The sequence below is a fragment of the Candidatus Stoquefichus sp. SB1 genome, assembly GCF_001244545.1.
GTDB lineage: Bacteria > Bacillota_I > Bacilli_A > Erysipelotrichales > Coprobacillaceae > Stoquefichus.
The window spans coordinates 229,017-253,698 of the sequence record NZ_LN852694.1 but is presented as its reverse complement, the minus strand read 5'-3'; the positions used below and the strand labels follow the sequence as shown (position 1 = coordinate 253,698).

Below are 24,682 nucleotides of genomic sequence, written 5' to 3'. Positions count from 1 at the left end.
TTATAATGGAGACGTTATTATGAAAAAAAACACGTTTATGATTGGACTCATCATATCAATAGTCGTATTATGTTTTGTTATATATATGATATATCTAGAATGGGGAACTAGATTAGTACCTCTTCTATTCATAATATTAGTAGCAAATATCTTCCATGTTTATTACTATTACAAAAACATGAAAAGATAAACTTATTTAAATGATTATCTAAGGTACGTGTGTTTTTATGATTGCTATTTGATTTAATCAATAATTATGATAAGTTCTACTAAAATAATAATCTATGAATAATTGATTATTATTTTTTCTTAATTTGTTTATATAATAACGTATTCTTTGCCTATTATCCTATAGTCTAGTTAAGAAATTTTTTTGTTAAAGAGATGACCTTACGCTTTAGAAGCTAAATTTTCTTTTTTCATATTAAAGTATCATGTGAACAAAACATATATTTTATATAACATATCTAAACCTTTTTATAAGTTACATAGCCAATTCATTTGAGTAAGCTCATAAAATATGACCTATAGAAAGATTATAGCAATTACTAATGAAAACTCTTTAATATAGAAGTTACACTATGAAGTATTGAGGATAAAGAAACAGTTTTAAAAGATGTGCTTACACCAATTCAAGATAACAGAGTAAATACACTTTTTAAATTTTGTCAGATTACATAAAAGACATATTTTAATATCTAATAATTGTATATAGTTTATTTGCATACTATAATTCAAATATCAGATGTTGATATGGAAGGAGCTTATTTAAATGAGAAAATTCGATATAAAAAAGATCATAAAATCTTTTCTTTATAGCAATCTTATATTAATCGTCATATTTGCAATAAATTCATTTAATTATATTAAGTATGGTGAAATAAATTTATTTATATTTTTTATACAAATTGTTATATGTGAATTTGCATTTGCTGTCATTGCGTTGTTCTACAGTAGAAATAAATAATAAAATGAATTATCAAGCTGAATATCTTAACTGAAATTATTATATTTTAACTCAACGTAGTATATATTCATAGTTAAATATTTTCTTATAATTATTCAATTTCACAATTTTCTATGATAGTTCTTATTGTTTCATTTTCCAGTAATTTCTCATGATTACCACTATTATCATATAAAATGATGAAAATCAGCTGAGTATTTTCAGATTATTAATAGTATCATTTCTGAGTTCAATCAATTTCTCCAGTTTTTTATCTCAATGAACTAAATTTATAAATACTCTAACATCTTCATCTCGTTGTCGATAATGCCATTGGTGAAGTCGTAGAAGCTTATTCGTACGCTAAATAACACAGTTCATCTTTGTGAAGCCCCTATTGATGCATTATCATTAGCCATTCTATTTACTTTAGATAAGATGGATTTTAATCATCATATCTTAGCATTATCTCAATTTCTAGAGAATCACCCACAAGTCAACCAGATTATTTTTCATCTTGATTTAGATAAAGTTGGTAGACAAGCCACAAGGTTAATTATTGAAAGTATGAAGTCAAAAATGCCAATATACAATTGTTATGATCAAACACCAAAATATTATAAGGATATGAATGATAGCTTATGTCTTAGAATTGGTATTACATCAAATAAATCTAGATTGAATGAAAAAGAAATTTGTAGTACCCGTTAAATATATTTCATTATCATTATTTTTCTTGACATGAAGTACACTCCAAGGTTTATAGTTTTCTTATTGAAGGAGGATTTTTTATGGAATATGTAACTTTAAATAATCATTTAAAAATGCCTGTTTTAGGATTTGGGGTCTTTAGAGTTCCTGATAAAAATGAATGTGCTGAAATAGTGTATCAAGCTATTAAAGCTGGGTATCGTTTAATTGATACAGCAGCAGTGTACACAAATGAAGATGCTGTAGGTGATGGTATAAGAAAAGCAATGTCTGAGGGTATTTGTAGTCGAGAAGATTTATTCATTACTTCAAAACTGTGGGTACAGGACATGAAAGATTTTGATAGTGCAAAACAAGCAATTGATACTTCACTTAAAAAAAGCGGTTTAGAATATTTTGACTTATATTTATTGCATCAAGCATTAGGCGATTATTTTGCTGCTTGGAGAGCATTAGAAGTTGCTTACAAAGAGGGAAAACTAAAAAGTATTGGTGTATCTAACTTTTATCCTCATATTTTAACTAACTTTTGTGAAACGGTAGAAATTAAACCAATGGTTAACCAAATTGAACTGCATCCTTATTTCATACAAGAAGATGCTTTGAAAGTGATGAAAGAATATAATGTAATTCCCGAAGCTTGGGCACCTCTTGGGGGTGGAAGATATAACCCCTTTGAAGATCAAATGCTTCAAGAAATTGCAACTAAATACAATAAAACAGTAGGACAAGTTATTCTTCGCTGGAATATTCAAAGAGGTGTTGTTGTTATTCCAAAATCAACACATCAAGAAAGAATTGTTGAGAATATAGATGTATTTGATTTTTGTCTTAATGATGAAGAAATGAAGCTTATTTCTTCACTCGATAAAGGATATGGTGGAAGCAGAACCAAGCACTTTGATCCGGAATTTGTAAAAACTGTTTTAGCAAATAAAATTCATGACTAATTTATTTTATTATTCAAATATCGAAAGCAGCAATTCATAAAACATTGCTGTTTTTTTAAAGTTATAAATACACCTACTATCTAATATGAATGCACTATACCAACAAGCACTGGATATGGATAGCCTCTATATCTTTTTAAGGGGAGTTTCCCCTTTTTTCATTGAACTCAACTCTTTAATCTGAGACAATGTTTTAAAAGATAATCTGATAATAAAAAATAAAGATGAAGCAAAATATCAATACTATATTCCAAAAGTTTATCTCAAAGCATGGTGCTTTTCCAATAATTCAGTATGGTATTATGACAAACACAAAATGAACAAAGAAATATTAACTCATTATCTATTCTTCTCAGTCATGTTTGGAAAACATTTTTTTGTTAGAGAAATGAGTTCAAGGAGTTCAACTCCTTGTTAGGAGAAAAGCCAAAAAAAGACATGTCAATGACATGTCTTTAGGGGCTTATTATTTAGCAATAAAACCCCTTAAAATGCTTAAAAATGGCGGTACATATGCGATTCGAACGCATGACCTTACGCTTAGGAGGCGTATGCTCTATCCTGCTGAGCTAATGCACCATATTAAATTTTTAGTATTTTGATAACAATTTGGGGAGTGTTCAACAAAACCCTAGGAAGCGTGTGCTCTATCTTGCTGAGTGATAAGGACATAATATTTTATAGTTATTTAAAAAAATAAAACAATGAAACATCCTCAATAAATAGCCAATCATCTATTTTCATAAGCATGTTTCATTTTAACATGAACAATTCATATTTTCAATATGAACACAAACAAATAATCATATCATACCCATTAATATATAACCTAATATTTGACGTATACGTTGATTAAATATAACCCCTATTCCTAATAAAAACGATGCTATTATTATATAACCCAATCCTATTTTACCATTAATTTCAATAAAAAAGATAAACCCAAACATACCAATACTCAATATAAAGAATATCATGGATAAAAAGGATTGATATTTTTTAAAGTATTTTTGAACTTGATGAAAAGAAGCTATTGATCCAAAACAAAGCAAAAGACTCATGCCAAATAAAAATTCATTAACCATATTATTGGGCTGACACCAAAAAAATAAACTTCCAAACATACCAAAAAGAAGTAATGTGATAGCTAATCGCCTTCTTGCATAAATTGACAAGAAGAAGTTTCTAACACTCTTTAAACTTAAAATAATAGGAACAAATAAAGAGAAAAAAGCCATAATTATTAAAGAGAATTGCCCAGATAAAAATGAAATGATTAAAGTTAATAACCACATGATTCCTACTGATTCTCGTTGAAATTCAAAATGAATCAATTCATTATATTCATCAGTATCATATAATTCAATTGTATCATTAACTGCCTTATAAGCTTCATCAATTGAATATTGATCATTAAATACATCATTTGCATAATCCAAATAACTTTTCTTCATTTCAATGAAATGAATATCTTTATCATATTCTTTTTTCTTTTCTTGAAATAATTCATAATGATGATTCATTAAAATATCTTCTATTTCATTTAAAGAAAATTCTAATTTTCTTAAAAAACATATTTTCCCTATGATTTCAATTTGCTTTAAGTCATATTCTCGATAACCTGACATATTCCTTGTCGGATGAATTAATCCTTTTTCTTCATATATTAATAATGCTTTTCTTGTCATACCATATTTTTCTATGACTTCTTTTATTGTCACGCTCATCACCTCATACTTATATTAAACCTATCCCTCAGGGATAGGTCAAGATATTATTCCAATATTTCCTCTTTTTGTATTCCATAAATCTAATAATCTTTGAATATAATAAATAGTCATTTTTTCATACCATTCTCCTGTCTTTAAATCAACCAAACAAAAGAGATTATTTTCTCTTTCTACAATCGTTAAATCATAATAATAAAGACTGGATTGTATATCAACATCAATAGACATAAAAATACCCCCTGTTTTATTCTATGAACATGGGAGTATTTTATGATATTTAAGAAATGGAATCACTGTACATAATGAAGTTATAGAAAATAAAAATCCCCCAATAACATCACTTGCAAAATGAACACCCAAATAAATACGTGTCACACCAATCATGAGAGGAAAACACATCATAAAGATTGAAAATACCTTATGTTTCTCCCACAATAAATAAGCAATCATACCAAAGACAGCCATTGATGTCATAGCATGAGCGGAAGGAAAACTATAACTTGTTTCCTTCACTAAATGAACAACTGTTGGTCTTGGTCTTGCAACAAGATATTTAATCACCTGATTCACAATCGCCATCAATGCTACATGAATACTTATTAAACAGCCTTTTTGAAAATGAATTACAAGACAAATCAAGCAAATCAAAACAATTCCAACAGTTGATCCTAAAAAAGTCACAGCAATCATAAAACTTGTCATTGTATCACTTTGCAAAGTATGAATCACCTGATAGATATATTGATCCATGATTGTTAATTTTCCACTGACAAAAAGTCCTAAATAAATAATCAAAAGTATCCATGATAAAATCATATATTGATATTTTATCCTATAAGTCTTTATCAACTCTAATACCATTTTCTTTCACAATTCTTCCTGGTACTCCAACAACTGTACAATTTGGTGGAACATCCTTTAACACAACTGAAGAAGCTCCAACAATACTGTTATCTCCAATTGTCACATCACCTATAATTTTTGCCCCAGCTGAAATCATCACATTATTATTTAATGTTGGATGTCTTTTGACCTTATGTTCACCAGTTCCAACACCACCTAATGTTACACCCTGATATAAGATACAATCATCACCAATAATTGTTGTTTCCCCAATCACAACACCCATTCCATGATCAATAAAAAATCTTCTACCGATGGTTGCTCCTGGATGAATTTCTATCCCTGTTAAAAATCTAGCAAACTGACTTAAAAAACGTGCTAACATTTTCAAATGAGCATTCCATAAAAAATGATTAATACGATAAAAAAACATCGCATGTAGCCCTGGATAATTCAAAATAACATTCACTCTATTTCGAGCAGCTGGATCCATCTCTAATATTCTTGATATCAAACTCTTTTCCATCACTCTCACCCCTTTGTTTTACATATTTAACCACAAATATGCAAAAGAAACAATTTAAGTTATAATTTTTTTATTCTCCAATTATTTCATCTGGCTTCTTTAATTCCTTGCGATAAAAACGAATAAACATAAATGTTGTAATACAAGCTGCTAAAATATCTGACACAGGTTCTGCAAATAAAACTGCAAAAACACGTGATCCATCATGAACCATTGGAGCAATCGAATGGGACATCATTGTTGCAAATCCACTACCACCTAATAAATAAGGGAAAACATAAATTAAAGGAATTAATAAAATAATTTTTCTTGTAATAGCCATCCAAACAGAAACTTTTGCCTGCCCAAAAGCCATAAATGCCTGTTGACATGCAATCTGTGCCCCAAACATTCCTGCCCCTATTAAAAAGATACGTAAAGCCCATGAAGAAAACTGAATTGTTTGTGCATCACTTGCAAAGATTGAAACAAAGAAAGATGAAAAGAACATTGCAATAAAACTTGCAGCAAAAGCAAAACCTAAACATAATTTAAACATTAAATGAAAGGTTTCTCTTACACGTGTATAATTTCGTGCTCCATAATTATAACTTAAGATTGGCTGTGCTCCCTGACAAAGACCCTGAAGAGGCAATGTAATAAACTGCCAGATACTCATTAAAATAGCCATTGTCGCAACTGCCATTGTTCCACCATAAATAAGTAACTGATTATTAAATGAGATCTGTAACAGACTTTCAGTTGCCGTTTGAACAAATGGTGAAATTCCTAACGCTACGATTGAAAAAGCAATATGCAACTTCGGTACGAGATATTTTTTTCTAATCTTAATAATACTTTTTGTTCCAAACAAGAAAATCAATACCCAAACAGCGGAAGCTCCCTGAGCAATAATTGTTGCGAGAGCAGCACCAGCAACTCCCATATCAAAAACAAAGATAAAGAGAGGATCCAAAACAATATTAATAATAGCACCAATAACAACAGTATACATTCCCATCTTAGCAAATCCCTGAGTGTTAATATAAGCATTCATTCCTAATGTAATTTGAACAAAGATTGTTCCTAATGCATATATACTAGTATATGAAATTGCTGGCACAATGGTTTCTTCATTTGCCCCAAAGATATACAATAATGGTTCATGGAAAAAAAGAATAATAAGCGTTAAAATAATCCCAACAATAATCAATAATACAAAACTATTGGTCATAATTTCTTCAGCTTTTTCTTTTCTTTGTTCACCCATTTTAATCGCACATAATGGTGCCCCACCAACACCAACCAATTGCGTAAAAGCACTCACAAAAGTGACAATTGGTAAAGCTACTGATAAAGCAGCCATAGCAACAGTTCCATTATGCATTTGACCAATATAAATACGATCAACAATGTTATATAAAATATTCACTAGCTGTGCAATAATTGATGGAATAGCAAGTGAAAATAATAATTTTGATATTTTTTCATGAGCTAAATTCTGATTTGTAGCCATAAATTTCCTCCTTTTTGAAAACATAAGAAAACAGGTAAAGACTTACCTGCTTACTTTGCTAAAGTTTTTAGATAATCGTGGTCTTTTTTCATCAACCCGCTCTTCAATCTTAAACACATCTAATTTATAAATGAGAATATAGAGAACGATAGCCAGTACCCCAGCTGAAACAGCATCTAAAATAGAATGTTGTTTAATAAACATTGTTGAAAGAGTAATCATTAATGCTGACCCATTCGCAAATATTTTCATAAAATATGAAGAGTGAAAATCCTGACATTTGACAAGTGCAATTGCACAACCAATAGAATTAAAAACATGGATACTTGGAAATACATTTTGACTCTTATCAGCTGTATAAATAAAATTCACAAGGAAAGTAGATAAAGGACTTCCCTGAATATTGAAAGGACGATGATCAAAACTCGTTGGATAGACTGTAAAGACAATTAAACATATTGTCATACCAATAAATAAGAATGCAACACATTTATAAAAGTCCTTTTTATGAGTAAAAAATAAATAAGCAATAGTTCCAGCAACAAAGAGGAACCAATAAACATATGGATAGATAAACCATGATACAAAAGGAATAGCCTGATCTACTGTTGTATAAATATCATGAAAGCCCATGTTTCCTCTTTGTTGAAGACCAAAATACCATGGTAAATAAATAATAAAATAAAGAAAAACCCATGCATGTTTATATTGTTCTAATATTTTTTTCATTAATTAAACCCAAATAACTTTCTAGATATACCATATCCTGTTGTAATCAATTTCTTACCTACAAAACTATCCATTTCCATAAGAGATCCCAATGTTGTATGTTTCACAGCTTTATATAATTCTGGATTTTTCATCTTTAAATACAACCATAAATCATCTCTTTTTTGAAGATGTTCAGGTGTTCCTGACTTCACCAAAAGAACTGTTGAAACAGTTGTAATCATAGTTAAATATTTAACCATATAATTACGTAATTTACGACTCTTTAACTGCATAACATCGCAACAATCAATCATCATCTTATTTACTTTAATCTGTTGATCAATACGTGAAATCATGACTTTTTCATTCACTGATTGATCTTCTCTACCAATATAATAACGATATAAATCTACATTTAAATAATATAATGTCACAACATAAGGAAGTGGCTGATAAACAAATAAGTTATCAACATAGAATGTATGTTTAGGTAATTCTAAATTACAATTTCTTAAAAGTTGTGTACGATAAATAACACTATGCATTAATAAATTCTGCTGTGGATAAAAATGCTTGATATCATACCATCTAAAAGTTCTATTTTGTGGTAATGCATTTGTATATTTAATCACACTTGATTTATTTTCACTTGGTTTTTCATAAACATAATTTGCTATTAACATATCAACATCATTATCTTTTTCATGTAATTGTTTAATTGTTTCTAAAACTTTAACAAGTGCTGACTGATCAAACCAATCATCACTATCTAAAACTTTAAAATATAATCCCGTTGAATTTTTAAGTCCAGTATTGACAGCCTGACCATGACCACCATTTTCCTGATGAACACATTTGATAGTTTCTGGATATAATGCTGCATACTCATCACCAATACGTGCCGTTTCATCCTTTGAACCATCATCAACAATAATCACTTCTACATCATCTTTTAAAATAAGACATGATTCAATGGCCTTATTCATATATTCCTGTGAATTATAACAAGGAATGGCAACACTTAAATATTTCATAATGTCCTCCTATAATTGTTTTGTTAAAGCTAAAGCTTCTTCGACAATTCCATCAATATTATAATATTTATATTGAGCTAATCTTCCTAATAAATGAAAACGAGAGAATGGTTTCACCATATCAACATATTTTTGATGCATTGCTATATTTTCTGAATTTAAAATAGCATAATATGGAACTTGGCGATTATCCTTATAAACTTCTGGATATTCTTTAATAATTGTTGTTCCATCGATGACCTGTCCAGTCAAATATTTAAATTCAGTAATACGCGTATAATCCTCACTGACTGTATAATTAACAACCCCTTTAGATTGATAATAATCCTCAGGGTAATGTTCAAAATCAAAACGTAATGAACGATAAGGCAATTGGCCTAACTGATTATCAAAAAATTCATCAATCGCACCAGTAAAAATAATTTGCCCTGTAAATTCCTGATTTTTATAATAAATTTTATGATGATCAAAATCAAATGTAAGATCCAACTTAGCATCCCTATTCAGTTCTATTTCAATATTTTCATGATCAAGCATATTTTCAAATAACTTTGTATAACCTTCTAATGGCAATCCCTGATAAGTATCCTGAAAATAACGATTATCATATGAAATCAATACAGGAACACGTGCTGTGACGCTTTGATCAACTTCTTCAGGTTTTTGGTTCCATTGTTTCATTGTATATTTTAAGAAAATATTTTCATAAACATATTGAGCCACTTCCTGAATACCTACAGAATCACTCTTTTGTAATTCTAAAATAGGAACTCTTGCATTTTCACCATATGTATCAATCAATTCCTGTTTGAGAAGTTGTCCTTTTTCCTCTCCAAAAACAATCATCAAAGTATTCAAATTAAAAGGAATCGGAATAATTTTCCCATAAACATTCCCAACAACTTCATGACTATAATCATACCACTTTGTAAAACGTGATAAAAAATCATAGACTTCTTTATTATTTGTATGAAAAATATGTGGCCCATATTTATGGACTAAAACACCATACTGATCATATTCATCATAACAATTTCCACCAATGTGGTTTCTCTTTTCAATAATTTTAACTTTATGCCCTCTCTCTGCCAAGACACGTGCAACACTACTTCCAGCAAAACCACTACCTATAATTAATGTATCCACTTTCTCACCTCTAGTTTCTATCATACCATATTCTCTATCACTTGAACATACTGTTTTCTTATATCAATTCAAAATATGTTGATGAAAGCAATGAAAATGGAATAACTTCCTGAACATCATTCTTATCACCAATTGATTTTTCCATCCAAATCACATCATGCCATTTTTCAAATTTATAACCTACCTGATGAAAACATCCAATCAATTCAAATCCAAATTTCTGATGAAATTTTTCACTCTTTTCATTTGGATAAGTAATACAAGCATAAACATTTTGAATATGCATAGCTTGTAAAATATTGAATAATTTTTCATATAATGCTTTTGCGATAGATTTCCCGTGATAATCTTCATCTAAATAAATAGACAATTCACTATCCCATAGATAAGCATGTCGTTCACGATATAATGATGCATAAGCATACCCAACAATACGTCCATCCATTTCTGCTACTAAGTAAGGATAATTCTCAAGTGTTTTTTTGATTCGTTTTGCCATCTCTTCAACTGAAGGAATCACATATTCAAAAGTAATATTTGTATTCTTTACATAGGGTGCATAAATTCTTTGAATATCTTTGGCATCACTGACTTTAGCCACTCTTATGTTCATCTTTTCCACCTCTAAAATCTTTTCAATTATACATCAAAATAAACATTGGTGCAATGTTACAATACAAAAGATTTTCTTAAGTCTAATTCAAATATGATAATGTCTTAATATATCAAAGTTGATTTTGTCTCAATAAGTTAAATAATTAATTTGAATTTATGTTACACTATAACCTCAATGTTTTACTCCAGGAGGTTATGATGAGAAAGGTTGATTTAAGAATGAATGAAGATAAGAAATATAGAATTATTAAAAAGCTTGTCGAATCAAATGGCAATAAGAAAAAGGCTGCCATGAAACTGAACTGCTCTACCAGAACTATCAACAGATTGATTTTCAAATACAAAGAAATGGGAAAGGAAGGCTTTGTTCACGGCAATCGCAATAGGCTTCCGGCTTCCACTATTTCTTTTGCTCAAAAAGATTTCGTCAAGAAAATTTATGTTGCCGAGTATTCTGATGCCAATTTCTCACATTTCACTGAAATCCTGAATGAGGACTTTGGTATTTCTGTTAGTGATACAACTATTCATAAATGGCTTAGAGAAGAAAATGTCCTTTCTCCCAAGGCTCACAAAAAAAAAGAAAAATAATGAAGAAAATACTGAAAGCTGAGCAGAAATCCACCTCTTCTCAAAAGGTTCAAAATGAGATAAAGCTGGCAATTGCCACTATTGATGACAACAGTGCTCATCCCCGCAGACCAAGATCCAAGTATTTTGGTGAAATGATTCAAATGGATGCCTCATCCTTTGAATGGATTTCCGGTCAGATCTGGCATCTCCATTTAGCTATTGATGATGCATCCGGAGAAGTTGTTGGTGCCTACTTTGATTTCCAGGAAACTCTTAAGGGCTATTATAACGTTCTTTATCATATCCTTATCAATTATGGCATACCTGCTATGTTCTACACTGATAGACGGACTGTGTTTGAATATAAAAGAAAAAACAATGCCCTTGATGACGAGGATACCTTTACACAGTTCTCCTATGCATGTCATAACCTTGGCATTGAAATAAAAACAACGAGCATCGCTCAAGCCAAAGGCAGAATAGAAAGACTTAATCAGACATTTCAGTCTCGTCTGCCTGTTGAATTAAGACGTGCTCGTATCACCAGCATAGAGGACGCCAATGAATTTTTAAAATCCTACCTAAAAAAATTTAATGGTCAGTTCGCTCTATGCCTTAATACTACCAAATCCGTCTTTGAAAAACAACCAACTTTGGAAGAAATCAACTGCACTCTTGCAGTCCTCTCACCAAGAAAGATTGATTCAGGTCATAGTATTCGCTATAACAACAAGATTTATCTGCCAGAATCCGAGAAGGGGATCCCATTTTACTTCAAAAACAAATCAGATTGTATAGTTATAGAGGCATTTGATAAAAATCTCTATGTCAATGTGCTTGATAATATCTATATCATGAAGGAAGTCCCTCAGCATGAAGTTCACTCAAAAGAGTTTGATGGTGAAATCGAGAAACCAAAACAAAAGAAAAAATATATTCCCCCAATGAATCATCCATGGAGGATAGACAATATTTTACAATATCATGCAAAACAAAAGCACCAGTATTATGGTGCTAATGTTTAACTATTTTTGAGACATTTTCAAAATTGATTGACATGTTACAATACAAAAGATTTTCTTAAGAAAAAAGAAACAAATTTATTTTTTTGTTTCTAATAACTTTAAATATTCACTTTCATGTACAATTCGTAAATCTTGTCCTTGTTTCATCAACTGCAATGCTTTTTTAACCTTTTTATTTTCTTTTCCAAAACGAACTTTATGATACCCCTCTTTACCAATAACCAGATAATTTGTTTGAGTACTCACTTGATGAGATGGTAATCCACTGACTTGCTTTGTTTTCTCTTCAAGAATTTCTTTAGGCATTGATAGTTTTCCTGTAAAACACACCGATTGATGATATAACAGTGCATCTTCTCTTTGAACCATATTTAAAAGCTGGGGTGCAACTTCAGCTGAAATAATATTACGATAGTAATTTTCTTTCATTTCTCCAAAATCTAAATGAAATTTTTGATGTAATTCTAAAATATTTTCACAATTTTCATGTTTCATCATTTCAATTAATAATTGCGCACAAGCCAATGCATCATCTAAAGCCTGATGAGCCTGAAATTCAAAGCCAATCATTTGAGATAATTCTTTTAAATTATATTTATGTAATTGGGGATAGACCAGATGAGCTAAAACATTTGTACACGACATTTTCAGTTGTGGATAAGGAATTTTATTTTGTTTGCAGGCAGCTCGTAAATTCATCATATCTCCTTGAATATCATGAGATACAACAATGGTATGTTCAAAATATTCTTTGATGTCTTGCCACACTTCACAAAATGTTTTTTCTTTATAAAGGGATTTAGGTTTGATTTGATGGACTTTATAACGATAACTATCATAACTTAAATTTTTTGGTTTAATTAATGAATAGTACGTGGAAACAATTTCTGTATCAACAACTTCTACGATTCCAATGGCACAAATACTGGCAGGATCTTGATTTAAAACTTCAATATCAAAAACAGTTATTCTATCACTCATTGAATCCCAACAGCCTTTTTCGCTAAAGTATCTGCCATTTCATTATAGAAATCACCACTATGTGCTAGCACTTTAAAAAACACAATCTTGATTTGTTGACGACTTTCCTGAATAAACTGCTGATAAGCAATTGTTCCTGGCTTATTGGCTTTCCATTCCTGATTCGCCCATTTTTCAATTCCTGCATAATCATAATAGATACATATCAGTGGATAATGGTGTTCAATGGCATATTGAATGGCTCTATGTGCTCCAGCGATTTCTCCCGCCACATTACGCATAGAAACATGATCAGGATGATTGCCTTTACCATAATACTTCGCTAACACTTCCTGCCCATGTAAGATAACACATCCATATCCATATTCTTTGGTCTTTTGATTATAGCTTCCATCTACATAAGCAATTAATCCATCTTGGTCAACATTAATGGCTGAATTCTCTTCTAAATATTGTTGTGCTTCTTTCTGGCTGGCAAATGATTTATACACTGCCCCTTTAAAACCTTTGACTTGTATCTCACATTCACCCCAAGAAGAAAAGATACCCGTCTGTCTCCCTTTTTTAACTGCATAATATTTACCCATCGTTAAAACCTCCATGCTCCATTATAATGATTAATATCACTTTTGGCTAGTATAATTACAATTATATTGTGGTCAAATTCAATAATTGATATAATATGAGAGAAAGGAAGACCAATATGAAAATAGAAAATAGATTTTTAAAATATATAAGTTTTAACACACAATCTGATCCTTACTCTACAACTTCTCCTTCTTCTACAAATCAAAAAGAATTAGCTGAATTTTTAGTAGAAGAAATGCGTATCTTAGGATTAGTCAATGTACAAATGAATGAATATGGTATTGTCTATGGAACAATACCTTCAAATAATCACCATCAAGGTGATGTTATAGGTTTTATTGCTCACATGGATACATCTCCTGATGCCAGTGGTGACAATATTCATCCACAAATTATTAGAAATTATGACGGTCAGAAAATTACACTCAATCCAACAACTTCTTTAGATCCTCAAGAATTCACTGATTTAAAGAAAGTCATTGAACATGATATTATAACAACCGATGGAACAACTTTGCTTGGTGCTGATGATAAAGCTGGGATTGCTATTATTATGAGTATGGCTGAGTATATGTTTAAACATCCTGAATTTAAGCATAATGATATTCAAATTGCTTTTACGCCTGATGAAGAGGTGGGACGTGGAACAGAACATTTTGATTTAGCTATTTTTAATGCAGATTATGCATATACAGTTGATGGTGGCGATATCAATGAATTTTATTTTGAAAACTTTAACGCTTATCAGGTTTTGGTTGATATCACTGGAAAAAGTATTCATCCAGGCTATGCTAAAAATAAAATGGTCAATGCTTTAGAAGTCGGTATTGAATTTGATCAGCTTTTACCACTGAATCGTCGTCCTGAATATACAGAAGGATATGAAGGTTTTCATCATCTTAATCATATGCAGGGAAATTGTGAGAAAGCTCATCTGGAATATATTGTACGAGATCATCATTTTTTAGAACTTAAAAATCAGCTTAATGATTTTAAACGTATTCAAGCTTATTTAAATAGTCGTTATGGTTATGAATTAATTAATATCACAATGCATGAACAATATTTAAATATGAAAGATGTTCTTGTTGATCATTTATATATTGTTGAACAAGTTGAATTAGCAATGCAGGATGTAGGTTTGAATCCAACGATTGTTCCTATTCGAGGAGGAACTGATGGGGCTAGACTCTCATTTGAAGGTTTACCTTGTCCAAATATCGGAACGGGTGGTTTTTATTGTCATGGACCTTATGAATTTGTTTCCATAACAATGATGAAAAAAGGTGTTGAATTATTATTAAGGCTTATTAGAAATAATGTTTATAATAAAGCAGATATGCCTTTTTAATACTATATAATCCAGGGAGGTGTTGATAATGAGATGTTTATTTATTGTGAATCCAAGTTCAGGAACAAAAACAATTCAAAAAAAGCTTGATCAGATGATTGGTCAAATGATCTTACAACAAATTGTCAATCATGTTGATGTCTTTTATACGCAACAAAAAAATGATGCTCTTGATAAATGTTTATCCTTACAAGATGAAGATTATGATTTTATCATTAGTGTTGGTGGTGATGGAACAGTTAATGAAATTATTAGTGGGATTGTTAAAAAGCATCTCAATATTCCTCTTGCTATTTTACCAGGTGGAACTGTTAATGATTTTGCTAATCATTTGAAATTACCACATACAACTGATCAATTTATTGAAATGATGAAACATAGACATATTATGAAAGTTGATGTTGGTCAGGTGAATGATGGTTATTTTGCTAATGTTATTGCTGGTGGAATGTTTAGTGACATTAGTTTTCAAGTGAGTAAAGCTGATAAAGAACGTTTTGGTCCATTGGCTTATTATATCAGTGGAATACGACAGTTACCATCACAGTTAAATACATCCTTGCATTTAAAAGTCAAAACAGAAAAAGAAGAATTTGAAGAAGATGCAAGACTTTTCATGATTACAAATACTTCACAAGTTGGTGGATTTAAAGATATTACGCCACATGCTGATATTCAAGATGGTGTTATGGATTTATTAATTATTAAAAAATGTTCACCTGCTGAAATGATTGCTATATTTAAAGATTATAAATTAAATACACATGAAAAAAATCCTTTTGTTAAATACGTACAAGCAAAAGATATAACAATTGAATGTGATAAGGATATTATCTATGATGTTGATGGAGAAGAAGGAACAACTTTTCCTATTCATGTATGCGTAAAAAAACAATCACTTCACGTGATTGTTCCCTAAAGTTATCGAAAGATAACTTTTTTATTGATATGGATTTTTTGGAATAATAATTGCACCTACTAAATAAGCCAATAAACCTGATCCCCAACCAAAAATCAAGACAACTGCAATCAATCTCACTATTGTTGGATCAATATCAAAATATTCTGCAATTCCACCACATACACCACAAATCATAACATCTCTTTTTGATCTATATAATCTTTTACTATTCATTATAAATCCTCCATTTCTACATTGACATTTCCTAAACCACAATCAATATCTAATTCTATTTTACCATCTGAATCATAAGACTCACGATCAGCAATACCTGAGTATGATGAATCTCCAACACGAACATGTCCTAAACCAACACTTACACGTTTGTGGAAATCAGCTTGACGACCACGTAAATTTAAATTCACATCACCAGCACCAACATCTACATTCACTTTCTTTTGCACTGTTGCATCTTTTATTTTTGTTTGCCCCATAGCAGTGTTCAGTTTTAAATCATTGCATTCTAAGCGATTCACTTGTAAACGACCTGCTGCTGTATCTATTTTCACTTCATTAGCAACCAAATCATGGACTGATAAATCACCAGCACTCATATCAATTTTAACAGTCTCTAAATCCTTTTTTTCAGGAATATAGATATCTATTATAGCACTCTCATAATGGCGATTTAACCAATAATGAGGCTGCTCAATCACTATTTTATCACCTTTTTGAAAAATATCAAACCCACTATATACTTGACGCGCTGTAATTTTTATTCTATCTATATCCTGACTTTGATGAAATTGAACAGTTCCTTTATGAATCTGAATTGAAAGTTCATCAATATCATAAGAAGCAACAAAATCTTTATAACTCATTTCACTTGCACTCCATCTTAAATTCAAACGACTCAAAAATCCAACTTCACCTAATTCACTTAATCCACCTATACTTAATCCAGCAAAAATCAAACAAACTCCTATCAAAAAACTTATTAATACTTTATATATTGTTTTCATATTATGCTCCCCTTGGATGGAATATTTTACTTAATCCATCAGCAATCGCATTCACTATTGTTGGAATACAATCTTTAAAAAACCAAGATGCTATTTTTCCAAAAATCGTTCCCAATCCTGCTAAAAAACATCCAATTCCCATATATATTAATCCTGCACCAGGCATTGAAAACAAATAGAAGATACCCATCATAATAAAGATAAATGCTAAAATATGAAATAAGAAAGTTAAAATCCAAAAACCAAATATAAAACATAGAAAAACAATCAACACCGAAAAACCAATTCCAAACAAACCAAACGCTCCACCAAAAATCCCTTTAAAAAGACCTATAAAAGAAAATGAGAAAGGTACACATGCCAAGACAGCCAAAACAATCAATATTAATCTATCTCTTGAATCCATTTCATTCCATCTATTACGAACATGACTTTCCTTTTGTGAAGATGTTTTCTTTTTCTTCTCTTTTTTATCTACATCAATCACTTCATAATTTTTTGAGTAATCATCATTAGAAAAGCCACTGCTACCAGCATAGATATGTTCATCAAAATGACCTTTTAAACCATCTTTAATAATCGCTGCAACACGTGCAGGATCCCCTAATTCACTGATAACCTTTTGTTCATTCTCTTGACCTGCTTCATCAAAATAATTTTCATAAAATGCCATCGCTTCTAGACGTTCATCTTCATTAATGTCCTGCAGTAAAAACTCTAATTCCCTCATAAATTGTTTTCTATCCATTTTGATATCCCCCATCAAATAAATTATTGATTTTTAAAGTATAATCATGCCATTCTCGTTTGTACATATTCAATTGAACAACTCCTGTAGCTGTAATTTTATAATAGCGACGATTTCTACCTTGAAATTCCTGATCATAACTTTCCAAACATCCATCTTTTAATAGCCGTCTCAAAACTGGATAAAGTGTCGATTCACTGACACTAATCACAGCCTGAACATCTTGGGTAATTTTATATCCATATGTTCCTTCTTTTTCTCTTGATACGACCGAAAGCACAACTGCATCCAATAAGGCTGCACCAGTATTAAATATCATTCAACCACCTTCATTTCATATAATACTATACGACATATAATATTATATGTCAATACTCTAAAGAAAAAAACTTCTTTAGAAGTTTTTTCGATGATCAATATATTGTGCAATGGCATAAAAACACGGAATTGTTAAGAAAATGACCCATGTTGGATGCCACATAAACTTTGTAAAACCAACCCATAAAAAAATCATAACCGCTAAAATAGGATATGCAAAATAACTAAGTTTTCTTTTTTTCACGGCAGTCACAAAACTATAAATCAATGGAATAATGAACAAAATAATCCAAGCAGGATGCCATAACCCTGTTAATAATCCATAGATAAGATACCCTAAAAATAATATGACTCCAAATGGAAAATCATAACGATGTTCATGTTTAAACTCTTTCCAGTCATCATGATCATATTGTTTTCCATTAATATAAACGCCTTGTTCATCAATATCAACTTTATCACCATGTTTTTCATGAACATGAATACCTTTCCATGACACATGCACTTCATCCCCATCTTCCTCTTTAACATGGATACCATCAAATCCAACATGAACATATTTAGAATTATCTGTTTCATTCGTTTGATCATTGTTCTTTTCTTCTTGAGCAGTTGGTTCATGCAATAATAATTCATCTAAAGAGATACCATAAAGTTTTGCTAATTCAATTAAATTATCAGTATCAGGTGATGCCTCTGCTCGTTCCCATTTACTGACTGCCTGTCGACTAATACCTAACTCTTGAGCTAACGCTTCTTGAGATAAACCTTTCTCTTTTCTTAATTGTAATAATTTATTTGCGATTTCTATATTCATAAATAATTCCTCCCTAAGCACCCCTATTATAATGTAATAATCTCAGTTGCGACCACCCATTTCAGGTTGAAACAAGGAAACTATTGGTTGCGAAAGCCATATTTCTTATGTTTTATTGATATTTTTACATTATTTCCCTGGAAATGACGCAGTAAAAGAAAAAGGGATTTTCTCCCTTATCTTTCTTTAGCAAGCTTAGCAAGAGCTAATGCTCCACAAACGCCAGCATTATCCCCTAATCCAGGATAAACGATATAATCTTTAATTTTATCTGTTGTGATTTCATCTTTTTGTACATAACCATTTAATCTTTCTTGAAGATAACGATGAATCATTGGAAATAATTGTTTTTGATGCATAACGCCTCCACCCAAAATAATCTTCTTAGGTGAAATTGTCAAAATATAAATAGCCAATGCCTGAGCAATATACCATGCCTCTAAATCCCATGCAGGATGATCTTCAGCCAATTCACTACCTTTTACACCCCATCTTGCTTCAATAGCAGGACCAGCAGCTAACCCTTCAAAACAAGTTCCATGATAAGGACATTTTCCAGCATAATGATCATCATCTCTCACTGTCATCATCATATGTCCCATTTCAGGATGCAACAAACCATGAACAAGATTTCCTTCCACGATAGCACCGCCACCAATTCCAGTTCCAATTGTTAAATACAAAGCACTATCCAATCCTTTTGCTGCACCAAAATAAGCTTCACCTAAAGCAGCACCATTAACATCTGTATCAAATCCAATTGGTAAGTCAGGATAATGTGCTTGAATAGCACCTACAATATTATAATTTGTCCATCCTGGCTTAGGTGTTGTTGTAATATACCCATATGTTGGACTCTTTAAATCTGGATCAATCGGTCCAAAACACCCTAATCCTAACGCTTCAATATCTTTACCATCAAAAAACTTAAAAATATTTTCTACTGTTTCTTCAGGTGAAGTTGTTGGAAAAGCATCTCTTTCAATAACATGACCATTTTCATCACCAATGGCAACAACAAACTTTGTTCCTCCTGCTTCAATTGCTCCTAATCTCATTTCTTTTTCTCCTCCTTCACTACCTCGCATTTATTTTATCATGTTTATATATAAATAAAAAGCACTATATTATGAAAACTTTAATGTCAAATTCTGTGAAGATTCCTTCTCATTTAACATACTCTCTAAATATTGACGATAAAAACTATCTAATCCCATCTGTTTATCATAGAAATAAGAATAACCTGCCATATTCTTTATTTCATCAATATGTTCATTCATCTCACCGGCAAAGAAATAACGATTTGCTTTCACTAAAACATCTAACATAGCATCACGTCTTTTTTGATCCTTAACAGTTTCAAAAGATTCCATAAAGCGATTTCTTGACACTTCATCAAAATATTGATTTGCATCTTTTGATATTTTTAAAGAATGAGTCTGATAATTCATAGCTGTTGCATTGAGTTCTACAATTCCATATTGTAATGGGGCATCTAATAAAGATGATGAAGCAATATCATAGATTGTATTTGCTTTTTTTATATTTTGACAATGAATATGTCCACTGAAAACAAAAGGAACATGATATTGCTCAAATAATTCTATTATCTTTTGATTATCCCTAATTGTATATCCTCGATTTAACAATTCATTATGATCTACTAAATTATGATGCATCGCAATAAGAGGACGACGATTTTCTTTTTCAATCTGACCTAGTTCTGTTTGTAACCATGAATATGTCTTTTCGCTTAACAGTCCACCTATATCCAATGCTGTTTGTGTTGTCTGTTCATGAGATGTTGTATCCAACATAACCAATGAATAATCGTCATTCAAATCAATACGATAACTCAATGAATTTTCATGTTTATTAACAGCTATATCATATCCTAAATCCTGATAAATATTTTCAAAATCCTTAGCATCTGTTTTTGCAACTTCCATATAGTCATCTTTACCATAACCTTTTGCATTGATATTATCTACATCATGATTACCAGGTAAAACCGCAACATGAATGCCCTCATCTTTTAACTTCATTAAATGCTCTGCCAATCCCTGATGACTACCTTTTTCACCATTAAAAGATAAATCACCAGTCAAAATAATCAAATCTGGTTTTTGAATTTTCATTTCAGCAACAAATGCATCTAAAATCTTATCAGCATATGTTACCATCTTTCCATCACTATACATCATACTTTCTTCAAACCATTCACATTCTTGATAATAATCTTTTAAAAAATAGTGAATATCACTTGCAATAACAAGTTTTAATTCCTGATGAGCAACCAAAGGCTTTTGAACACAAGCACATAAAAGCATCAAAGTCACAATCATACTTATTATCTTTTTCATTTTCTCACCCCATTCATGATGTTATCAATTTTTGAAGTTTAAAGGCTGTCTTTTCATCAGAATCTTATATCTCTATTTTATAGTAATTCCAATAAATCAAGTGGTTGTTCAAAAACAAATGCTGCATCTTTCATTTCCTCTTTATTAACATTTCCCCACTTTGCATATCCAAAATCAATATGTGCATTTAAAGATGCCAATTCATCTGATTTTGCATCACCAATATAAATCGCTTCTTCAGGATTCACTTGTAATCTTTTTAAACATTCTAATAGCGGTTGGGGATCTGGTTTATGTTTATCTGTATCATCTGCCAATATTGTTGCCTGCATATATTTATCTAACCCTTTTTCTACCATATCAATTTGGTATTGTTCTTTTGTTTTGGCTGAAACAACTGCTTGAATAATACCTGCCTTTTCAAACTGCTTAAAGACTTCTTCAAATCCATCATAAAGTGATGCCCCTTCTTCATATTCATTGACATACTTTACCCATCTTTCATAAGTTTTTTCTTTATCCTGAATATGGAGTTCCTCCATGACCTTCATTCCGGGATAAGAGGCAAACTTTAAAACATCCTCAAAAGACCAATCTTCTCCTAGTTCTTCTTTTATAATTTTCATTAATGGATACATATTCATATTTAATGTATTTAAAACTGTTCCATCAATATCATATATAATCGCTTTATACTTTTTCATTATCATTTCCTATCCTTTTCTTTATTTTCATATAATCCTTTACAAACAACACACATATTTTCAAGACGCAAAAACAGTTGAAGATATCAATCAACTGTTCAAAATAACGCATCTATCTTAAACATAGAATACTCTACCTGTCTTGATTTCTGTTTTTTCTTTCTCTTCTTTAGCATATCCAAGAATACAAAAACCGATGCCTTCAACCTCTTCTTCAATACCCCAGTCCTTCAAAAGTTGCTGACCTTCCTCACTAGCAAAAATTTCCTTAGCACGATGTATCCAACGTGAATCAATTCCCATTGCCCATGCTGCATTCATAAGATTTCCCATAGCAAGACTGCCATCATAAAGATAAGTTCCTTCTTTTTTTGCAAGCACAATAATAACATCCCGAGCTCCATAGAATGGATCAAATGGCATATTCGCAATTGCCCCATTCATATCAGATAATTTTTTAACCATATCCTGATGCGTCACTACCACAAATCGTGGCGTTTGCAAATTCATACCAGAAGGTGCATTCAATCCAGCAGCAACAATCTCATCAATCAATTCTTTAGGAACATGTTTTGTCTGATAACTCTTACAACTTTTTCTATTTATTAAATTTTTTACTGTTTCATTCATCCAAAATTCCTCCTTGTTTATCTATAGAATAATTATACTGCTTGATGATTTTGTTCACAAGCAAAAGAGCACATTCATTTTTTTATATAAAATGAATGATTGTGTCAATCAAACGTAACAAAAGTTGTTATTGTGGGTTGGTGGATTCATCTCAAAAGTAGTATATACTTATAGATATAGGGAGGTATGAAAAATATGATTAGTAAGAATTTAATGTTTTTATTAGAAGATGTTGCTGAAAAAATTGGTAGCTCTCGTCAAGCCGTCGCAAAATGGGAAAATGGCGAGACAAACTTTAATTTCAATCACATATTTATTTTATTTATTCAACAAGCAATTTATCTAAAGTGTTACTTAACAAAAAATCATTATTCTCATTTGCTTCAATTAGTTCATGAATCTCATATTCAAGATAATATTAATTAATTGTAAATGGATCTAAATTTGCTATTTTATCTGCCTCTTTAAAACTATTTGCTTTTATGATCTTCATGGCGTCATTATTATCTGCAAATGGACCGCACAAAAATAAAATGCCTAATTTATTTAATTCTCTCAAATGATTAACATGCGATCTTAATAATTCAGCTTGCAATTCCCCCTTTCTTTTATTTCGTAAAATAATAAATTTTTTCACAATAAAATTTCCTCCTATTAAACTTTAATTTACCTTTTTCATATCAGATACTATTCAAATTTGTTCCAATATGTTATTTTGCTGACCTATTCGAGTTAATACACTCTATTAGAATAGCTTTTATGTACTCATATTTTATGTATTTTTCTATTTTGCGAATTAATAATATTAAAATAAAAGCACTTCCCAAGATTTTAGTATCAACTTGAAAAAATCACCTTTAAACATTATCAGTTAAACACCACTGTCTTATAAAATCATAATTCTTTTCCAATCAAAATCGCAATGTATTGAATTACTTCAAATTATCAAGTTTTCTAATGACTTCTAAATAATCCTTTTCAACATCACTTAATGTCTTTGCTTTATATTTCTTGTACTCTGTTTCAGCTTTCTTCATAGCTTTTTGATGTGAAATCAAACCATTACCAGTTAGTAATTGTTCTCCAGTAACCGTTAGAATGTTGTCTAAGTGTTTTATCCAATCTTCCATTGTCATTACTTGTTCTCGCTCAGCCTGTCTTTCAGCAAAATCAAGATATCCTGATACTAGCTGTCCCATTGCCTTTAATTCTTTTTCATTTAAGTAATTCTTTGCGATTTTAGTTTCTTTTAATGTCGGTTGATTACCAGAAAAAGTAGTTAATCCCATGAATTCTTTTTCAGCATCAGCTCTATGATAGATAACTTCTGCAGCGTTTCTCCATGAATTGCATAATGAATTTTATTTTGTACTTTTCTAAAGAATTGAATAGATACATCAGCTGTTGGATCATAATCAATACTTGTGGCATATATTTCAAGTATCTGTCTATAAAATACTTTTTCTGAAGCACGAATATCACGAATTCTTTCAAGTAATTCTTTGAAGTATCCGCCACCACCTAATTCTTTTAAACGATCATCATCAAGAACAAATCCTTTTTTCATATACTCCTTAATAAGATTTGTTGCCCAAATTCTAAATTGAACTCCTCGCTTTGATTTCACACGATATCCCACAGAGATAATAACATCTAGATTGAAATATTCTATATTTCTTTCTACCTGTCTATCACCTTCATTTTGAACTGTTGCAAATTTTGCAACAGTTGCTTCACGAATAAGTTCTCCTTCATCAAAAATATTTTTAATATGTCTTGATATAGTTGATTTATCTCTTTGAAACAAAGTGGACATTTGATCTAATGATAACCAAACTGTTTCGGAATTAAATGTTGTTTCAATTTTTACCAATCCGTCTTCTGTTGTATAAATTACCATTTTTGAATTATCCATCTTCAATCACTCCTACTTTCACTTTATAATAAATGAATA

28 protein-coding genes, 1 tRNA gene and 1 pseudogene are annotated in these 24,682 nt (G+C 30.7%); 7 read left to right on the top strand and 23 right to left on the bottom strand.

Features of this window, described 5'->3' with window-relative positions; all coding sequences use genetic code 11:
- The first annotated feature begins 1,300 nt into the window (after positions 1 to 1,300).
- Together BN1865_RS04875 and BN1865_RS04870 are read left to right on the top strand one after the other, a co-directional pair.
- Positions 1,301 to 1,657, top strand: a complete 357-nt coding sequence (locus BN1865_RS04875) for a toprim domain-containing protein (protein WP_082189903.1) — start codon at positions 1,301 to 1,303, stop codon at positions 1,655 to 1,657.
- An 80-nt stretch (positions 1,658 to 1,737) separates the two neighbouring features.
- On the top strand, positions 1,738 to 2,607 hold the full coding sequence (locus BN1865_RS04870) for an aldo/keto reductase (RefSeq protein WP_050636135.1): 870 nt from the start codon (positions 1,738 to 1,740) through the stop codon (positions 2,605 to 2,607).
- A 502-nt stretch (positions 2,608 to 3,109) separates the two neighbouring features.
- On the opposite strand, the gene BN1865_RS04865 is transcribed toward BN1865_RS04870, so the two are convergent.
- The 10 genes from BN1865_RS04865 to BN1865_RS04820 form a co-directional block, all read right to left on the bottom strand.
- Positions 3,110 to 3,186: transfer RNA gene (locus BN1865_RS04865), tRNA-Arg, on the bottom strand.
- A gap of 224 nt (positions 3,187 to 3,410) precedes the next feature.
- A complete protein-coding gene (locus BN1865_RS04860) occupies positions 3,411 to 4,328 on the bottom strand; it encodes a MerR family transcriptional regulator (RefSeq protein ID WP_050636134.1) in 918 nt (305 codons plus the stop codon).
- Between the two features lie 45 nt (positions 4,329 to 4,373).
- Positions 4,374 to 4,565 carry a hypothetical protein gene (locus tag BN1865_RS04855; protein WP_050636133.1) on the bottom strand — a complete coding sequence of 64 codons (192 nt, stop codon included), beginning with the start codon at positions 4,563 to 4,565 and terminating at the stop codon, positions 4,374 to 4,376.
- A gap of 21 nt (positions 4,566 to 4,586) precedes the next feature.
- Positions 4,587 to 5,198 (bottom strand): phosphatase PAP2 family protein, encoded by a 612-nt coding sequence (locus tag BN1865_RS04850; RefSeq protein WP_050636132.1) that lies wholly within the window; start codon positions 5,196 to 5,198, stop codon positions 4,587 to 4,589.
- On the bottom strand, positions 5,170 to 5,706 hold the full coding sequence (gene epsC, locus BN1865_RS04845) for a serine O-acetyltransferase EpsC (RefSeq protein ID WP_050636131.1): 537 nt from the start codon (positions 5,704 to 5,706) through the stop codon (positions 5,170 to 5,172). The genes BN1865_RS04850 and epsC overlap by 29 nt, the downstream gene beginning before the upstream one ends.
- Before the next feature lie 70 nt (positions 5,707 to 5,776).
- Positions 5,777 to 7,201, bottom strand: a complete 1,425-nt coding sequence (locus BN1865_RS04840; RefSeq protein WP_050636130.1) for an MATE family efflux transporter — start codon at positions 7,199 to 7,201, stop codon at positions 5,777 to 5,779.
- Between the two features lie 42 nt (positions 7,202 to 7,243).
- Positions 7,244 to 7,930: a phosphatase PAP2 family protein gene (locus tag BN1865_RS04835; protein ID WP_050636129.1), complete on the bottom strand. Its 687-nt coding sequence runs from the start codon at positions 7,928 to 7,930 to the stop codon at positions 7,244 to 7,246.
- Positions 7,930 to 8,946, bottom strand: a complete 1,017-nt coding sequence (locus tag BN1865_RS04830) for a glycosyltransferase family 2 protein (RefSeq protein WP_050636128.1) — start codon at positions 8,944 to 8,946, stop codon at positions 7,930 to 7,932. The genes BN1865_RS04835 and BN1865_RS04830 overlap by 1 nt, the downstream gene beginning before the upstream one ends.
- A gap of 9 nt (positions 8,947 to 8,955) precedes the next feature.
- Positions 8,956 to 10,116, bottom strand: coding sequence for a UDP-galactopyranose mutase (gene glf / locus BN1865_RS04825; RefSeq protein WP_232780332.1), 1,161 nt, complete (start codon positions 10,114 to 10,116; stop codon positions 8,956 to 8,958).
- Positions 10,117 to 10,150: 34 nt separating this feature from the next.
- Positions 10,151 to 10,705, bottom strand: coding sequence for a GNAT family N-acetyltransferase (locus BN1865_RS04820; protein WP_050636127.1), 555 nt, complete (start codon positions 10,703 to 10,705; stop codon positions 10,151 to 10,153).
- Between the two features lie 200 nt (positions 10,706 to 10,905).
- On the opposite strand from BN1865_RS04820, the gene BN1865_RS18565 reads away from it, so the two are divergent.
- Complete coding sequence (locus tag BN1865_RS18565) at positions 10,906 to 11,298, top strand: helix-turn-helix domain-containing protein (RefSeq protein ID WP_050636126.1); 393 nt, start codon at positions 10,906 to 10,908, stop codon at positions 11,296 to 11,298.
- Positions 11,298 to 12,305: an ISNCY family transposase gene (locus BN1865_RS04810; protein ID WP_050636125.1), complete on the top strand. Its 1,008-nt coding sequence runs from the start codon at positions 11,298 to 11,300 to the stop codon at positions 12,303 to 12,305. Before BN1865_RS18565 ends, BN1865_RS04810 begins: the two co-directional genes overlap by 1 nt.
- 75 nt (positions 12,306 to 12,380) lie before the next feature.
- Here BN1865_RS04810 and BN1865_RS04805 read toward each other — a convergent pair whose 3' ends face one another.
- Together BN1865_RS04805 and BN1865_RS04800 are read right to left on the bottom strand one after the other, a co-directional pair.
- Entirely contained in the window at positions 12,381 to 13,286 is a 906-nt protein-coding gene (locus tag BN1865_RS04805; RefSeq protein WP_050636124.1) for an exonuclease domain-containing protein, read from the bottom strand.
- A complete protein-coding gene (locus BN1865_RS04800) occupies positions 13,283 to 13,873 on the bottom strand; it encodes a ribonuclease H1 domain-containing protein (protein WP_050636123.1) in 591 nt (196 codons plus the stop codon). Before BN1865_RS04800 ends, BN1865_RS04805 begins: the two co-directional genes overlap by 4 nt.
- A 116-nt stretch (positions 13,874 to 13,989) precedes the next feature.
- On the opposite strand from BN1865_RS04800, the gene pepT reads away from it, so the two are divergent.
- Complete coding sequence (gene pepT, locus BN1865_RS04795; RefSeq protein ID WP_050636122.1) at positions 13,990 to 15,225, top strand: peptidase T; 1,236 nt, start codon at positions 13,990 to 13,992, stop codon at positions 15,223 to 15,225.
- 28 nt (positions 15,226 to 15,253) lie between these two features.
- A complete protein-coding gene (locus BN1865_RS04790) occupies positions 15,254 to 16,144 on the top strand; it encodes a diacylglycerol/lipid kinase family protein (RefSeq protein ID WP_050636121.1) in 891 nt (296 codons plus the stop codon).
- 21 nt (positions 16,145 to 16,165) lie between these two features.
- On the opposite strand, the gene BN1865_RS04785 is transcribed toward BN1865_RS04790, so the two are convergent.
- The 9 genes from BN1865_RS04785 to BN1865_RS04745 form a co-directional block, all read right to left on the bottom strand.
- The gene (locus BN1865_RS04785; protein WP_050636120.1) at positions 16,166 to 16,360 is read right to left on the bottom strand and encodes a PspC domain-containing protein; all 195 of its coding nucleotides are present in this window, start codon (positions 16,358 to 16,360) and stop codon (positions 16,166 to 16,168) included.
- Positions 16,360 to 17,148, bottom strand: a complete 789-nt coding sequence (locus BN1865_RS04780) for a DUF4097 family beta strand repeat-containing protein (RefSeq protein WP_050636119.1) — start codon at positions 17,146 to 17,148, stop codon at positions 16,360 to 16,362. Before BN1865_RS04780 ends, BN1865_RS04785 begins: the two co-directional genes overlap by 1 nt.
- Before the next feature lies 1 nt (position 17,149).
- Positions 17,150 to 17,896: a DUF1700 domain-containing protein gene (locus BN1865_RS04775; protein ID WP_050636118.1), complete on the bottom strand. Its 747-nt coding sequence runs from the start codon at positions 17,894 to 17,896 to the stop codon at positions 17,150 to 17,152.
- Positions 17,889 to 18,215: a PadR family transcriptional regulator gene (locus BN1865_RS04770; RefSeq protein ID WP_050636117.1), complete on the bottom strand. Its 327-nt coding sequence runs from the start codon at positions 18,213 to 18,215 to the stop codon at positions 17,889 to 17,891. The genes BN1865_RS04775 and BN1865_RS04770 overlap by 8 nt, the downstream gene beginning before the upstream one ends.
- Before the next feature lie 75 nt (positions 18,216 to 18,290).
- A complete protein-coding gene (locus BN1865_RS04765) occupies positions 18,291 to 19,031 on the bottom strand; it encodes a helix-turn-helix transcriptional regulator (protein WP_050636116.1) in 741 nt (246 codons plus the stop codon).
- Between the two features lie 176 nt (positions 19,032 to 19,207).
- Positions 19,208 to 20,089, bottom strand: coding sequence for an ROK family protein (locus BN1865_RS04760; RefSeq protein ID WP_050636115.1), 882 nt, complete (start codon positions 20,087 to 20,089; stop codon positions 19,208 to 19,210).
- Between the two features lie 69 nt (positions 20,090 to 20,158).
- A complete protein-coding gene (locus BN1865_RS04755) occupies positions 20,159 to 21,394 on the bottom strand; it encodes a metallophosphoesterase (RefSeq protein WP_050636114.1) in 1,236 nt (411 codons plus the stop codon).
- Between the two features lie 77 nt (positions 21,395 to 21,471).
- The gene (locus BN1865_RS04750; protein WP_050636113.1) at positions 21,472 to 22,098 is read right to left on the bottom strand and encodes an HAD family hydrolase; all 627 of its coding nucleotides are present in this window, start codon (positions 22,096 to 22,098) and stop codon (positions 21,472 to 21,474) included.
- A 117-nt stretch (positions 22,099 to 22,215) separates the two neighbouring features.
- A complete protein-coding gene (locus tag BN1865_RS04745; RefSeq protein WP_050636112.1) occupies positions 22,216 to 22,728 on the bottom strand; it encodes a nitroreductase family protein in 513 nt (170 codons plus the stop codon).
- A gap of 195 nt (positions 22,729 to 22,923) precedes the next feature.
- Here BN1865_RS04745 and BN1865_RS18705 point away from each other — a divergent pair, with 195 nt between their 5' ends.
- Positions 22,924 to 23,154 carry a helix-turn-helix domain-containing protein gene (locus BN1865_RS18705; protein WP_232780331.1) on the top strand — a complete coding sequence of 77 codons (231 nt, stop codon included), beginning with the start codon at positions 22,924 to 22,926 and terminating at the stop codon, positions 23,152 to 23,154.
- Here the strand turns inward: BN1865_RS18705 and BN1865_RS04740 are convergent.
- Positions 23,147 to 23,365: a YciI family protein gene (locus BN1865_RS04740; protein ID WP_198527237.1), complete on the bottom strand. Its 219-nt coding sequence runs from the start codon at positions 23,363 to 23,365 to the stop codon at positions 23,147 to 23,149. The two genes, BN1865_RS18705 and BN1865_RS04740, sit on opposite strands and share 8 nt — an antisense overlap.
- Before the next feature lie 295 nt (positions 23,366 to 23,660).
- Positions 23,661 to 24,544: pseudogene (locus BN1865_RS04735) on the bottom strand (virulence RhuM family protein).
- Between the last annotated feature and the right edge of the window lie 138 nt (positions 24,545 to 24,682).